The organism is bacterium (assembly GCA_004299235.1).
Lineage (GTDB): Bacteria > Chloroflexota > Dormibacteria > Dormibacterales > Dormibacteraceae > SCQL01.
Genome location: SCQL01000022.1, coordinates 1 through 13,864, shown reverse-complemented (window position 1 = coordinate 13,864; position 13,864 = coordinate 1). Strand labels below are relative to the sequence as shown.

13 protein-coding genes are annotated in these 13,864 nt (G+C 65.9%); 3 read left to right on the top strand and 10 right to left on the bottom strand.

The features are described 5' to 3' along the window. Positions 1-8 precede the first annotated feature (8 nt). The 9 genes from add to EPN29_05850 all read right to left on the bottom strand — a co-directional run bounded on the left by add (position 9) and on the right by EPN29_05850 (position 7,870). Positions 9-956 carry an adenosine deaminase gene (gene add, locus EPN29_05890; GenBank protein TAN33288.1) on the bottom strand — a complete coding sequence of 316 codons (948 nt, stop codon included), beginning with the start codon at positions 954-956 and terminating at the stop codon, positions 9-11. Next, the gene (gene hpt, locus EPN29_05885) at positions 953-1,534 is read right to left on the bottom strand and encodes a hypoxanthine phosphoribosyltransferase (protein TAN33287.1); all 582 of its coding nucleotides are present in this window, start codon (positions 1,532-1,534) and stop codon (positions 953-955) included. Before hpt ends, add begins: the two co-directional genes overlap by 4 nt. 53 nt (positions 1,535-1,587) lie before the next feature. Next, positions 1,588-2,421, bottom strand: coding sequence for an aldehyde dehydrogenase family protein (locus EPN29_05880; GenBank protein ID TAN33286.1), 834 nt, complete (start codon positions 2,419-2,421; stop codon positions 1,588-1,590). After that, positions 2,421-3,893 carry an aldehyde dehydrogenase family protein gene (locus EPN29_05875; protein ID TAN33285.1) on the bottom strand — a complete coding sequence of 491 codons (1,473 nt, stop codon included), beginning with the start codon at positions 3,891-3,893 and terminating at the stop codon, positions 2,421-2,423. Before EPN29_05875 ends, EPN29_05880 begins: the two co-directional genes overlap by 1 nt. 9 nt (positions 3,894-3,902) lie before the next feature. Continuing rightward, entirely contained in the window at positions 3,903-4,787 is an 885-nt protein-coding gene (deoC, locus tag EPN29_05870; protein TAN33375.1) for a deoxyribose-phosphate aldolase, read from the bottom strand. A gap of 82 nt (positions 4,788-4,869) precedes the next feature. Beyond that, the gene (locus tag EPN29_05865) at positions 4,870-5,340 is read right to left on the bottom strand and encodes an ATPase (GenBank protein TAN33284.1); all 471 of its coding nucleotides are present in this window, start codon (positions 5,338-5,340) and stop codon (positions 4,870-4,872) included. Positions 5,341-5,411: 71 nt separating this feature from the next. After that, the gene (locus EPN29_05860) at positions 5,412-5,747 is read right to left on the bottom strand and encodes an ArsR family transcriptional regulator (protein TAN33283.1); all 336 of its coding nucleotides are present in this window, start codon (positions 5,745-5,747) and stop codon (positions 5,412-5,414) included. A 99-nt stretch (positions 5,748-5,846) separates the two neighbouring features. Beyond that, positions 5,847-6,719, bottom strand: a complete 873-nt coding sequence (locus tag EPN29_05855; GenBank protein ID TAN33282.1) for an SGNH/GDSL hydrolase family protein — start codon at positions 6,717-6,719, stop codon at positions 5,847-5,849. 32 nt (positions 6,720-6,751) lie between these two features. Next, entirely contained in the window at positions 6,752-7,870 is a 1,119-nt protein-coding gene (locus EPN29_05850) for a twin-arginine translocation signal domain-containing protein (protein ID TAN33281.1), read from the bottom strand. Between the two features lie 27 nt (positions 7,871-7,897). Here EPN29_05850 and EPN29_05845 point away from each other — a divergent pair, with 27 nt between their 5' ends. Further along, positions 7,898-8,329: a hypothetical protein gene (locus EPN29_05845; protein ID TAN33280.1), complete on the top strand. Its 432-nt coding sequence runs from the start codon at positions 7,898-7,900 to the stop codon at positions 8,327-8,329. Between the two features lie 282 nt (positions 8,330-8,611). On the opposite strand, the gene ppsA is transcribed toward EPN29_05845, so the two are convergent. Continuing rightward, positions 8,612-11,209, bottom strand: coding sequence for a phosphoenolpyruvate synthase (gene ppsA / locus EPN29_05840; GenBank protein ID TAN33279.1), 2,598 nt, complete (start codon positions 11,207-11,209; stop codon positions 8,612-8,614). Positions 11,210-12,033: 824 nt separating this feature from the next. Between ppsA and EPN29_05835 the strand changes: the two genes are divergently transcribed. Together EPN29_05835 and EPN29_05830 are read left to right on the top strand one after the other, a co-directional pair. Then, on the top strand, positions 12,034-12,540 hold the full coding sequence (locus EPN29_05835; GenBank protein ID TAN33278.1) for an RNA polymerase sigma factor: 507 nt from the start codon (positions 12,034-12,036) through the stop codon (positions 12,538-12,540). Further along, on the top strand, positions 12,537-13,592 hold the full coding sequence (locus EPN29_05830) for a hypothetical protein (GenBank protein TAN33277.1): 1,056 nt from the start codon (positions 12,537-12,539) through the stop codon (positions 13,590-13,592). Before EPN29_05835 ends, EPN29_05830 begins: the two co-directional genes overlap by 4 nt. The last annotated feature ends 272 nt before the right edge of the window (positions 13,593-13,864 follow it).

The window sequence follows — 13,864 nt, the reverse complement described above, 5'->3', positions numbered from 1 at the left end:
GCAAGCCCTCATCCCGGCGAGAAAGCAGCCTCGAACGCAACCTCGTTGCACCGCCGCAGCTCCTCGTCGCTCAAGCCCATCGCGCCGGCGAGCTCGAACTCCCGGCTGAGGGTCGTATCCGCGACGGTGCGGGAGTCGGTGCTGATCGTGCAGCGGACACCGGCGCGGACCAGCCGGGGCAACGGGTGGTCGGCCAGGCTCGGCACCGCTTTGCACTTCCAGTTGGCCGTGGGGCAAAGGTCGAGCACCACGCCCTCGGTGCGCACGCGCTCCACGACGCGCGGGTCGCGGGCTCCGATCACGCCGTGCGCGATCCTCTCCACTCCCAGCCGCAGCGCCTCCTCGACGTTGGACGGCTCCCCCGCCTCTCCCGCGTGGCAGGTCAGGTGCAAGCCTGCCGCACGGGCCGCCTCGAACGCCGGGCGCTGTGGAGCGGCCGGGTAGCGGACCTCGTCGCCCGCGAGGTCGAAGCCGACCACGCCGCGGCCCGCGAATCGCCCGGCCTCTTTGGCCAGCGCGATGTTGTCCTCGACTTCGTGCTGGCGCATCGCGCAGACGATCGCCACGGCCCGCAGCGGCGCCGCCTCGAGTCCGGAAAGGACCGCCGCGATGACCTGTGAGACCGTGAGTCCGCGCCGGGAATGCAGCCGGGGCGCCCACCGCACCTCGAGATAATCGATGTTCTCGGCCGCGGAGTCGAGGCCCAGCTCCAACGCCGCCCGCGCCAGCGCCGCTTCGGTCTGCAGCACGGCGAGCGCGTCGTCGAAGTACCCGATGTAGACGGCCTGGCTCGGACAATCCGCCGGCGCCACCATCCGCAGGGTCCGCGGCAGGTCGAGGCCTTGCTCCCGCGCGAGCTCGTCCGCGGTGGCCGGGCGCACCGCGCCGTCCAGGTGGCAGTGAAGCTCCGCCTTGCGCCAGGCGTGGTATGGCGAGCCGGGCGAACTGATGCCTATGTCAGCGAGTGGATGCCGGGCAGCTCGCGATACAGGCCCGCATAGTCGATTCCATAGCCGATCACGAAGCGATCCGGGATCACGAAACCGTTGAAATCGATCTTGACCTCGACCTCGCGTCGCGCCGGTCGGTCGAGAAGCGCAGCGATCCGGAGCGAAGCCGGACCGAGGCCCCCGATCAGCCGGGCGATGGCGTCGGCCGTGATCCCCGAGTCGACGATGTCCGTGACGAGCAGCACGTGCCTTCCGACGAGCGGCCCTTCCACCATGCGAGCCAGCCGCAGACGGCTGCCCTTCGAGGTCGCGGACCGGTTGCGATTGGGGCGTACGAACTCGAGCTCGGCGGGAATGCTCAGGCTGCGCAGGAGGTCGGCGGCAAAAACGGTCGCGCCCTTGAGGATCACGACCATCACGAGTGGCGTGTCGATGTCCGCGTAAACCTCGGAGATGCCTCGGCCCAGTTGACGGACCCGGCGCGCGATGCGGTTGGAGGTGATCATCGGAGGGCCGCTGCCAGGACGGTCGGCTGTGGGGCGCGGATTCTGCACGTGGACGGGCTTGATGAGCACCTCAGCCATGCACGAAGAGCTTAGTCGCGGTCATGGCCGCCGGGCGCGCGCAACGCCTGGGTTCAAACTCCGATGGGGTGCCACACCGTCTTCATCTCCATGAAGGCGGTGATGAGATATGGGCTCATCTCGTCCGGCGGGGTCTTCACGACCCGCTTCACGTTGCCGGCGGCGGCACTTTCGATCGCGGTCATCTCGTCCGCGGTGCATCCGGCGGCATCGATCGCGTTGACGTCCATGTGGCCCGCAAGCCATGGCAGCAGCTCGGTGCGCTGCCCGCTGAGCACGTTGACGACGCCCGCAGGGAAGTCGCTCGTGGCGAGCACCTCGGCCAGCGTCAGCGCCGGTAGCGGCCGGGTTTCCGGCGCGAGCGCCACGACCACGTTGCCGCCGCAGAGGGCCGGCGCCAGGCGCCGCACGAATCCCGCCAACGCCGGCTCTTCCGGCGCCACGATGGCGACGACGCCGGTCGGCTCGGGGATGGTGAAGTTGAAGTACGGGCCGGCGACCGGGTTCACGGTGCCCGTGAATTGGGACAGCTTGTCGGTCCAGCCGGCGTACCAGACCAGCGTCTCGATCGCCTGGTCCAGCTCGCGACGGGCGGGAGCGCCACCACCGAGCAGCTCGACGAACTGCGCGCCGCGGCCGTCGAGCATCTCGGCCGCTCGATACAGGATCTGACCGCGGTTCATCGCCGTGCGCCCTGCCCAGCCGGCGAACGCGCCGCGCGCGGCGCGGACCGCATCGCGGAGGTCCTTGCGCGAGCCTCGAGGCACATTGACGTTTCCGTCCGGTCGGTAAGCGCGGCCGGACTCGGAGCGGACGAACTCGCCCCCGACGTACAGCTTGTACGTCTTGCGCACCTCGATGCGTTCGCGGCCGTCCTTGCCAGGCATCAATTCAACTCGAGGTAGGGCAGCAGGCCGTGCACGCCGCCCTCCCGGCCGTACCCCGATTCCTTATAGCCGCCGAATGGAGAGGTGGGATCGAATCGGTTGAAGGTGTTCGCCCACACGACTCCCGCTCGCATGTGTTGTGCCATCCACAGGATGCGCGACCCCTTGTCCGTCCAGATTCCGGCCGACAGGCCGTAGGGCGTGTTGTTGGCTTTCTCGACCGCTTCCGCCGGGGTGCGAAACGTGAGCACCGAGAGCACCGGGCCGAAGATCTCTTCGCGTGCGATGCGGTACGACTGCGAGACGTTGGTGAAGAGCGTGGGCGGGAACCAGAAGCCGCGCTCGGGCAGTCGGCACTCCGGCTGGTAGAGCTCGGCGCCCTCCTCGAGGCCCGATTCCACCAGGCCCTGGATCTTCTCCAGCTGCGCGCGCGAGTTGATGGCGCCGATGTCGGTGTTCTTGTCGAGCGGATCACCCAAGCGCAGGGTCGACAGCCGTCGCTTCAGCTTTTCCAGCAGCGGTTGGGCGATCGACTCCTGCACCAAAAGGCGGCTGCCGGCGCAGCAAACGTGGCCCTGATTGAAATAGATGCCGTTGACGATCCCCTCGACCGCCTGGTCCAGCGGAGCGTCTTCGAACACGATGTTGGCTGCCTTGCCGCCGAGCTCGAGGGTGAGCTTCTTGCCGCTCCCGGCGAGCGCCCGCTGGATGCTCTTGCCCACCTCCGTCGAGCCGGTGAACGCGACCTTCTTGACGCCGGGATGCGAGACCACCAGCGAGCCCGTCTGGCCGGCGCCGGTGACGATGTTGACGACGCCGTCGGGAAGCTCGGCCTGCTGGCAGATCTCGGCGAAGAGCAGCGCCGAGAGCGGCGTCGTCTCCGCCGGCTTGAGCACCACGGTGTTGCCCGCGGCCAGCGCCGGGGCGATCTTCCAGGCAAGCATGAGCAGCGGGAAGTTCCACGGGATGACCTGGCCGGCGACTCCGAGAGGTCGCGCCTTGCGGTTGGGGAAGGCCCACTCGAGCTTGTCCGCCCAGCCGGCGTAATAGAAGAAGTGGGCCGCGCTGAGGGGGATGTCGACGTCGCGTGATTCCTTGATCGGCTTGCCGCCGTCCATGGTCTCGACCACCGCCAGCTCACGCGCGCGTTCCTGGATCAAGCGGGAGATGCGGAACAGGTACCGAGCGCGTTGCGAGGGGCCGAGGCGTGCCCACGAATCGAAGGCGCGACCGGCTGCCTTGACGGCACGGTCGACGTCCACTTCGTCCGCCACCGCGACTTCGGCCAGCTTGGTTTCGGTGGCGGGGTTGATCGTGGGGAAGCGCTTCTTGCTGTGCGGCTCGACCATGCGGCCGCCGATGAACAGCCCCTGGCGCGGCTGGATGCGTACGTGGTCGATCGACTCGGGCGCCGGGGCGTATTCGAACGCCTGCTTGGCGAGCTCTGCGCTTGGCTTCTTGGTGATTGCCATCTGTGACACCTAATCGATGGTGAAGTAGTCGCCTGACTGGTAGGCGCCGGTGCGTTCTTTGTCGATCTGCATGAGCACGTCGTTGAGCAGCGTGGAGGCGCCGAGCCGGAAGCGCTCCGGGGTCATCCAGTCCGCTCCGAGTGTCTCATAGAGCAGGACGAGGTAGGCGATCGCCTGCTTAGAGGTGCGAATGCCGCCCGCCGCCTTGAAGCCGACAGCCCGGCCGGTCTCGCGGACGAAATCGCGGATCGCCTCCATCATCACCAGGCTGACCGGGAGGGTCGCCGCGGGCTGAACCTTGCCGGTGGAGGTCTTGATGAAGTCGGCGCCGGCGGCCATGGCCAGGATGCTGGCGCGGCGCACGCCGTCGTACGTGCCCAGCTCGCCGGTCTCCAGGATCACCTTGAGGTGCGCCGACCCGCAAGCCTCCTTGACGGCGACGATCTCGTCATAGACACGCTGGTAGTCGCCCGACAGAAACGCCCCACGGTCGATGACCATATCGATCTCGTGCGCACCCGCGGCGACCGCCTCCTTGGTCTCGGCGACCTTGATCGAGGTGAAGCTCTGCCCCGAAGGGAACGCGGTCGCCACCGAGGCGACGCGCACTTGGCTGCCGCGCAGGTGGGCGACGGCGTCGGCGATGCGGGCGGGATAGACACAGATCGCGGCCACGGAAGGGATCGAGGCGTCGCCCGGCTTGGGCCGAATCGCCTTGGCGCAGAGCGCCGCAACCTTGCCGGGCGTGTCCGAGCCCTCGAGCGTCGTGAGGTCCATGCAGCGCACCGCGAGGTCCAGCGCCCACAGCTTCGAGGATTTCTTGATCGAGCGCTTGGCCAGCGAGGCCGCGCGCTCATTCGCTCCGACCTCGTCCACGCTGCGCACGCCGCGCATCAGCGATCCGAGATGAGTCAGCGAGAGTGCGGTGGCCACTACTGGGATTATGCGCCCGGGTTCGCCGGCGCTCCGGCGGGCTTCACGCCTTGGCCAGGAGCTCGGCCAAACGATCCATGGACTCGCTGGAGCCTTCGCGCATCCCCGATCTGACCATCCCGTCGCGATCCTCAACCGATTGGAAGACGGCCTGCTGAATCAATTTCGTCGTGCCCCCCAAATCCTCGAACGTCGCCGTCTGAAGCAGCACGTGGCCTGGCTCCCCCTCGTACTCAAAGGTTTGGACGATCCGCTCGGGCGCGACGACATCGTGGTACACACCATGGAACCCGAACTCATTGCCGGCGGAATCGCGATTGATGAATCGCCACATGCCGCCGGGTCTCACGTCCATCGTTTCAACCGCGGTCGTCAGGCGTCTCGGCCCCAGCCACTTCGCCACGAGCTGAGGATCCGTGAACGCTTCGAACACGCGCTCGCGCGACGCCTCGAACACACGTGTAATGACGATCTCTTGCGTGGCCGGCTCGATCAGGTACTCGGTTGTCGCCATCGTGGTCTCTCCTTACTTCGAAGTAATCCGCCAGGCGGTCGAACGGGTTCAGCCCACCCTGCTGGCCACTGTCACTCTTTCTCCTCCTTCTTCAAGTCCAGCAGGTAGTCGTCCAGGCGATCGAAGCTCTCATCCCAGAAGCGGCGGTAACCCTCCACCCACTCCGATACCTCCCTGAGGCGAGGGGCTTCGAGCCGGCAGGGTCGCCATTGCGCCCTGCGTCCCTGGGTGACCAGCCCGGCTCGCTGCAGCACCTTGAGGTGCTTTGAAACCCCGGGAAGGCTCAGGTCGAAGGGCTTGGCGAGTTCGGTGACAGACGTCTCGCCCGAGGCGAGGCGAGCCAGGATCGCCCGCCGCGTGGGGTCGGCCAACGCCGCAAACGTGACGCTCAATGGATCAGGTGCCACTGCTAGTTTCCCATTCAGCTAATTAACCGAAAGGTAGAATAGCACCCCTCCGCCCTGTGTCAAGCCTGGTCAGGCCGGTCTGGTCTCTGATCCGGCGATTCAGCCGTCGAGCAAGGCGTATCCGGACGCGGCCCAGAACCGCTGGGCGATGAGCGCGTACCCCGCGTCGTTGGGATGGATATCGCCCCCAGGTGCCGGGAAGCACATGCCGGTCAGCCCGCACACGCTCGCCCCCTCGCTCGGAAAGGCCGGGTTGTGGTTGATCACGGGGAAGGCGTCGGCGAGCCTGGCCCCGTACGGAGCCGCCGCCGCCGCGATCACGCCATTCAGTTGGCCGAGAAGGGCGTCGGTGCTGGGCGCCACGACGTAGAGCGGGTTGTAGTACTCCATGACGATGATCTCGCCGCGGGGAGCCGCCGCGCGGAGCTCGGCCAGCGTCGTGGAGAGGTTCGTGGAGATGCTCTGGAGCACCGCCGGCGCGCCCTGGGCGAGACACGAGGGGACGAAGTTGCACCCGGCGGCCAAGCCCAGCACGTCATTCGCCCCCAGGTCGATCGTGATCGGGCTGACCTCACCGGGATGGGCGTTGAGGAATGCCAGCGCGGCAGCCTCCTGCGCGGTGGCGTAGGTGTCGTGCAGGGGCAGTCCTTTGACCGCGTGCCAGGCGCACCCGGTGAAATAGGATGACGTCGTCTCGCCCGGGCAGCCGAAGTTGACGACGCGGACATCGGGCCGCACTGAATGGATCGCGGCGGCGAAATCATCCACGTAGCCGGTGTCGAAGCTGGCCGCGGTGACGTTGGGGAGCTCGGCATCGAACTTCGCCAGCTCGAAACCGAAGGCCAGCGAATCGCCCAGGGCCAGGTAGTACTTGCGCGGAGCCTGATACTGGCCCGGCGCGGCGGCCGCCGAGGTCGTGGTGACGAGGACGGCGGCCAGCGCCGCTACCAGGGCCGATAGACGAACGTGCATGCTCCCCACCTACCCGAGCCCGAAGCTAACGGCTAGTCCGACATGACGTGGAAATTGGTGCGGTTGCCCTGGACGCCCGCCACTGGTGCCTGGCGGTTCCAATAATCGACGAAACCCTTGGTTGCAGTGACCCCCTCGAGCACCCCGCTGGGCGTCCCCACCAGTGAGCAACTGACCGTCAGCACGCCGCGGCTCCCGTCCGAGTAGCGAATCCGCAGCACCGCCAGGCCCGCGCTTTCGTCGGCTCGGTTCCCGATGCTGTCATGGGGAAGGGGCGGTGTGCCCGGAGCCCGCTCCCAACTGACGAGCCGCCTCACCCTGTACGTACCGCTCCCGGTCAGGGTGCCGCCGGGGTTGAACGTCTTCCACGTTCCACCGCCGGTCACCCCGTCGTCTTCGCCCGAGCCGAATCTCCCGGAACCGCTGAGCGCGATCTTGGAGTTGTCGTTGGCCAGAGCAGACGCCATCCCCCCGGCCAAGAGCGTGAGGGTCGCAAAGTTGACATTGACGATGTCCCATCGAACCTTGGTGTCATCCGCGAATACCGCCGCCGGCATTCCGAGCGCGCCCAGCACTCCGATGGCGCCCGCCCCTTTCAGAACCTGACGGCGGCTGAGCACTACATCCTTCATGGCTCCCCTCCTGATTCCGACCTGCATCGATCCGCGGGTGCGGGCCTCCAGTCGAACCGGCCGCGGCACTGCCGGTGTGCACCGTGATCGAACCTTCGCCTGATTGAATCTGTACGGCGCCACCGCGAGTGTCACGCGAACTCCCCGCCGACCTCCCACCTCCTCGTCATCGGCGAGAACGCTTTGCGGTGTCAGCAGATCCCCAAGCCTTCCGGCAGCCCCAGCACCCAGCAACTTCCGGCGGCCCAGGAACCCACTGGCCATCTGACAGCCTCCGCGCTCAATTAGCACGGATTCGTTGTGAGTGTCAATGGGACAATTGCCGTAGCCAAGGCGCCGGCAAATCCCGTCGCAGGACTGGCCCTCGAAGCCGCGTTGGTCGCCGGCCTTGACATCCCTGGGCGGTGGCGCAACATGGTTCGTGAGCAGGGCTCGGGGAGTGGGTGATGAGCGAGCTCGACTGGGCGCGCGGCCCGCCGTGACCGATTCCGGATCGAGTGACATCCGGTAGGTGGACACCGGTCTTCGGACCGGAAGGAGGCGGACATGCTCGGTGAGGTTCTTGGAGAAGGCGGCGGCAAGATGATCGGGACGAAGTTGCTGCCGCCGGAAGGGCCGGAGTTCAAGATCGAGGCCAGCACCCAGGGCGCCGGCAAGCTCCTGGGCGAGGACGTAACCGAACTTACGACCTACTGGCAGACGATGCGGCCTGAGGGCTCGCTCTATGGCGAAGGCCGGGTCCTGTTCATGACCAGCAAGGGAGAGTCCCTTCTCTGGAAGGGCTTTGGCGTAGGTCGGCCGACCGGCCCGCCGCCCGCGGCTCGGTTCGCCGTCTGCGGAGCCTTCCAGACCGTTCCGGCGAGGTTCGAGCGGCTGCTGGGCGCAGCTACCGTCACTGAGTACGTGATCGAGGCCGACGGCAGCTATCACTACAAGACTCAGGAGTGGGTGGCGCAGCCGGCAACGGTCATGCGGTAGTTGATCCTGGGAGGGGCTGAGCAGCCCCTCCCGCGCATTTTCGTGGCGTGGCGTGATCGATGTGTGTGGTGTTCGCGCAGGGAGTCGAACCCTGAACTTGGGGTTAATCGGAGATTGACCTTCCTTGTCAGGACGTGCCTCACGTATTCGCCGGTCTGACGCGTTTGTGCCGCAGGGCGCCACGGGGTGCCACAGACTGCCCCGGATAAGCTGTCAAATAAGCTGTCAGTCGCCGTTCTAGTCACGGTCCCGAACCTCCAAGGACCACCACCCCAGCAACGCTTAGGGCAGGATCTCGACGTACCCGTCCGTTCCATCCACGCGGATCCGCTGCCCGTTTCGAATCAGCCGGGTGGCTTGATCCACGCCCACTACGGCCGGCAAGCCGTACTCCCGTGCAATCACCGCGCCATGGGTCATGAGGCCCCCCACTTCCGTCACCAGCCCCGCGATCGCGACGAACAGGGGCGACCAGCTGGGGTCCGTGTAGGCCGTGACCAGGATGTCGCCCGGTTCGAGATCGGCCTCCGCCATGTCCAGGATGACGCGGGCCCGGCCCTCGATGGTCCCGGCGGAAACCGGCAAGCCGACCAGCGCACCGGCCGGCACGTCATCGCGTCGGTACGCCCCGGCGATGACCTCGCCATCCGACGTGAGCACCCGGGGCGGTGTCAGCGTTTGATACGACCTGAACGCGTCCTTGCGCGCGTGGATGAGCTGGTCATCCACTTGGTTCGCTCGCACGACGTCTTGGATCTCCTGGAACGTGAGGTAGAAGATGTCTTCCTTCTCACGTAGCACGTGGGCCTGCACGAGGCGCTCGGCCTCTTCCAGCAAGGCCTGCTTGTAAACGAGGTAGCGGCTGACCATGCCGTACTTTGGATACTCCCGATACCCGATGAAGGTCCGGACGCGGTCGATCATCCGCTTGACCTCTTTGGCCTTCTGCTCTCCGTCCGGCAAGGCCCGCAAGCGCTCGAGCAGCTCCTGTTCCTTCGTCCACGCCTCCTGCCGCCCTTGCTCGAAGCGCCGCTCGCCGGCGCCTGGTTCGAAGTTCTTGATGTTGCCGAGGATCACGGGCACGAGCGTGGTGGGGCGTTCGCTCCAACGCGGCCTCGTGATGTCGATCTCACCGACGCAACGCATGCCGTACTTGTCGAGGAAGCCGCGGATGGCGTCGCGCGCCTCCTGGCCGCCCGCGACCCGCTCGAGCCCGTCGAGGAAATCGTCGTTGCCGTCGACCCGCTGCAGCAAGGCGACCACCTCCGGATGCGGCCGGATCGCATCGGCGACGTCCAGTAGCGCCAGCCCCATCTCCGACGTCACGTTGTCGGGGACGGACTGGGTCAGCGTGTCGGCCGCGTTCTTCTCTCCCAGCCACGCTTCCAGCTTGTCGTTGAGCCACCACGTTGCCTCCATCGCCGACATGAACACCTGATGGCTCCGCGGATCGAAGAGGATTCGCCGCAGTTCTTGGATGTCCGCCAGGATGAAGTCGATCAGGGCGGGTCCTGACTGGCTTCGGATGTCGCGCTGCAGCGCGGCGATGGACGCCTGGGTGCGTCCCATCAACTCTTCGACGATGGCCGGATCGGTCTCCAGCGGGGCGGGAGCACTGCCGCCCGGAGCACCACCGCGGTCATCGTCCGCAAGCGACGGGATGAAGTCGTCGCGTTCGAGGACGGTCTCCAGCGCGTCCCTGATCAAGGGATCGCCTCTCCCCATGATCTCCAGGAGGCCTGCCCGGCTCGTGGGCGACGCCAGGCGCTGGGTGACATCGACGAACAGCCTCCCGCCGGCCTCGTACATCCGCGGGAGAGCCGTGAGCTGCCACATCGAAATCCCAAGGGGCTTCATGGCGTCGGTCATCATCTGCCCGTGACCGACGGAGACGAAGACGTGATTCCCCCCGTCGTCCGTGGTGGGAATGGGGAACAGCGTGGTGATGGGCCGGCTCTGGACGATCTGGAAGCCGTCATCGACCAGGCACCATTCGATGTCCTGGGGGTGGCCGAAGTGTGCTTCGATCCGCCATCCCAACTGGGCGAGCCGCACGACCTGCGCATCCGTCAGCGCTGGCTGCTCCTGCCGCTCCGGGTCGATCGCCTGTTCCTGCGTCCCACCAGCCGGCAGGGCGTGGATGGCAAGCTGCTTGGTGGCAACCGCCCTGGCGATCACGTGGCCGTCTCGCACCTTGTACATGTCCGCGTTCACCAGGCCGGAGACCAGTGCCTCGCCGAGGCCGAAGCTGGCCTCTACGGACGCGACCTTCCGGTTTGACGTGACAGGGTCGGCCGTGAAGAGGACGCCGGCGGCCTCCGGGAAGATCATCTGCTGCACTACCACGGCCATGTGGACGCTCCGGTGGTCGAAGCCGTTCCGCAGGCGGTAGGTCACGGCCCGCTCAGTGAAGAGCGACGCCCAGCACCGGCTGATGTGCTCGAAGATCGCCGCCGGCCCCACGATGTTCAGGTATGTGTCCTGCTGGCCTGCGAACGAGGCCGTCGGCAAGTCCTCTGCCGTCGCGCTCGAGCGGACGGCGTAGGCGGCTTGCTCGCCGAGCCGGGCAAGCGCGACGGTGATCGCCGTCGCCAGATCGTCGGGGACGGCGATCCTTTCGAGGGTCCGGCGGATCTCCGCGCTGAGCGTTCGGATCGCCTCCCGGTCGTCCGGGTTCAGGCGCGATAGCCGATCCAGCCGTGGGTCCATGGACGGCGCTTCCGCCATGATCCGCCGGAAGGCGCCCGTCGTCACGCAGAAGCCAGCCGGCACGCGAATGCCTTCGATCCGCGAAAGCTCCCCCAGGTGCGCGCCCTTGCCGCCAACGATTGCGACCTGCGTCTGGTCGATCTCCTTGAAACCCAGCACGTAGCTGCCCATCCGTCCACCTTCCCCTTCAGCCCACTCGGGCCTCTCTCATTCCTACTGTCGGTCGCGCCGACCGCCATGGGCCGGCTCGTGGCGTGCAGTGTCAGCACATCGGGGCCCTTGCAGCAAGACCCCCACCCTCGTCTACCATTGGTAATGGCGGGGGGATTAACCGGCTTGGTGATTGGGCCGCCGTCCAGATCCCTTCCGGCAGCAACCTCGTCCATCAGCCAAGCAACGCCCGCCCACCGCCATGGCCGCCCAGTACCTTCGCTCAGCCACGCATCGGCCGAAGGTGTGTAATGCATCAACCGAAGGCGTTTTGGCGCGCTTCAGCCGAACTTCTACACGCAGCTCGGACCCAACCGGGCTGAGAACAAGCCGGGCGGGGGACAATCGATCTGGCAGCCGCAGAATCCTGATCGGTCTGTCGAGAAGTGCGACTTGCCAAGCTAATAGACGCGGTGCTGCGCCATGAGCTGTCCAATGCCGCGAATCTGACGCAACGCGGCAGTCTCACTACAACATGTAGCTCGCCGAGTGGCAGCTGTCGCTACATGATTGTGCTCGCGCAGGGGGTCGAACCCTGAACCTTGGGATTAAGAGACCGCTGGACCGGAGTGCCAGACGGTGTCAGGGAATGCCAGCGAGTGCCAAATGAGCTCCGGATTTTGACGCAGCAGCGCCAGTGAGTGTCACAGAGTGCCAGCGAGCGCCACGGTCAAGGTGTCAGATAGGGTGTCAAACGGGCGATAGGCGACGTTCGGCCGCCGCGAGTCCATCTGCGAGCGCGCCGAGCTCACATTCTTGGGGCAAACTGGCTGCTGGAAGCGTATATGTTGGTGGCCAATCCGCAGGATCTCGCCGCGTTAGCGGAGCTGATCACGGCCGAGTACGACTCGGCGTTCAGGCTTGCGTTTGCTCTTCTCCACGACGTCAACGCGGCTGAGGATGCCGTCCAGGAAGCGGCATTCAAGGCATGGCGCAAAATTGGCCAGCTCCATGAGGGGTCGCCATTCAAGCCGTGGTTCCTGGGGATAGTGGCCAACGAGTGCCGGTCGGCTACAGGGCGACGGTGGTGGTCGGTGCTTCGTGTGCCCGAGGTGCGACGACAAGAGGTCCAGGAGCAACCCGATGCAGTGGCGTCGCTCGAGCTGAGGGCTGCGCTCAAACGCCTGTCACACCACGAGCGAGTCATTCTGATCCTGCGCTTTTATGTGGATCTCTCCTACGAGGAAATCGGTCTGCAGCTAGGCGTCTCAACGAAAGCGGCTCGCACCCGAACCGAACGCGCTCTCAAACGGCTGAGACCAATGCTGCAGATGCAAGAGGTGATCGCATGATCGACGAGAAGTACGTGGCCGAACACTTCCATCTGGCCTTCGACGCTGAGCCATCGCTCGGGGCGGCGCAACGACTGCGGTCGACTCTTCTCGAAGCTGGTGACACGCGACCAAGGCAGGGGCGCACGATGCCTCGCGTGCACTCGCGCTCTATCTGGCGGCCGACTCGGCTGCCTGCGCTAGCGGTGGCCGCCATCATGCTGCTTTTGATCGTGAACGTCGGGCTCGTCTACTTCATCCCTGTCTATGGCAGTGCCCTGGCGAGAGCGCCATTCGTGGGGTCTGTCTCCACGCCCGTGCTCAAGTACATCGGCCTGGATCCTGGGGCGATCAATGGGGTGGACGACGTCGCTGTGGCTAACGGCCACAAGTTGCACTTAATTGGGGCCTACGCCGACCCCTTGAGGACGCTGACCTTGATCGAGATTGATGACCAGCCGCTGGCGGTTCCCTCCAAGACCTCTCACACTTACGACCTGGACGCCACCCTGAGCGATCAGTTCGGGCGCCAATACAATCGCGTGTACTCGCCGGGAGCTACGGAGTTCGAGCCGCTGCAGCCACCCGCCGCCACGATTGGTGCCCGCCTCACGTTGCACGTGACGGAGCTCCTGCCCACATTCCGAGACGGCAGCATTGTGTCGGGCAGTTGGGACCTCCACTTCGTGATCACTCAAGCACCCGGCAAGGCGCTGCCGCTGCCGGCTTCGGTCATCCGCGGCGACACCACATACACCTTCACCTCCGCCCAACTGAGCGGCCAACTGCTCAAGCTGCGCTGGCTGGTCAGCGGCGGCGCGAACCATCGAGCCCACGCAAGGATCGCGGCCGGCAGCTTTGCCGATCCTGCAAGCAGTCAGGTCGAGTTATGGCCTGTCCTCGTCCTAGACAGCGGCGGCCAGCTGGTGCAGATGCGAACGTACGGCTACACGTTCCCAAACGGCAGGCCAGCGGAGGGGCAATGGGAGGGTGTCCTGCCTGGGCCTGGGCGATACACCATCGGCATCGGAAGCGGCGATGCCAAGGTGACCTCCACAATCGCCGTGACCTGAGGAGCCTGCACCTCATCACTGACGGTCGACCAGAGCTGGACGATCAGCGATTGTTCAAAGTGCCAGATTGTCAACTGCACGTGACGCGTCGCGTCATGGGCAGTAGATCTGGGGTCGGTTTGAACTTAGAAACGCGACATCATGGTGCTCGCGCAGGTGTGTGGTTTCAGCACATAGTGGACAGATGTCGCAAGACATAGTGGACACCACCAAATCCGGAGGTGGTCATGTCCAATCGCGATCGCTACATCGTCGAGGCCATCGTCGTCGAG

Bases quoted from the DNA above. Each gene is read 5' to 3' on its own strand.
- ppsA (TAN33279.1), bottom strand. From the start codon at position 11,209: ATGGGCAGCTACGTGCTGGGTTTCAAGGAGATCGACCAGACGCAGGTC.
- EPN29_05880 (TAN33286.1), bottom strand. From the start codon at position 2,421: ATGCCTGGCAAGGACGGCCGCGAACGCATCGAGGTGCGCAAGACGTAC.
- EPN29_05830 (TAN33277.1), top strand. From the start codon at position 12,537: ATGATCGACGAGAAGTACGTGGCCGAACACTTCCATCTGGCCTTCGAC.
- deoC (TAN33375.1), bottom strand. From the start codon at position 4,787: ATGCGCGGCGTGCGCAGCGTGGACGAGGTCGGAGCGAATGAGCGCGCG.
- EPN29_05855 (TAN33282.1), bottom strand. From the start codon at position 6,719: ATGCACGTTCGTCTATCGGCCCTGGTAGCGGCGCTGGCCGCCGTCCTC.
- hpt (TAN33287.1), bottom strand. From the start codon at position 1,534: ATGGCTGAGGTGCTCATCAAGCCCGTCCACGTGCAGAATCCGCGCCCC.
- EPN29_05875 (TAN33285.1), bottom strand. From the start codon at position 3,893: ATGGCAATCACCAAGAAGCCAAGCGCAGAGCTCGCCAAGCAGGCGTTC.
- EPN29_05865 (TAN33284.1), bottom strand. From the start codon at position 5,340: ATGGCGACAACCGAGTACCTGATCGAGCCGGCCACGCAAGAGATCGTC.
- EPN29_05835 (TAN33278.1), top strand. From the start codon at position 12,034: ATGTTGGTGGCCAATCCGCAGGATCTCGCCGCGTTAGCGGAGCTGATC.
- EPN29_05845 (TAN33280.1), top strand. From the start codon at position 7,898: ATGCTCGGTGAGGTTCTTGGAGAAGGCGGCGGCAAGATGATCGGGACG.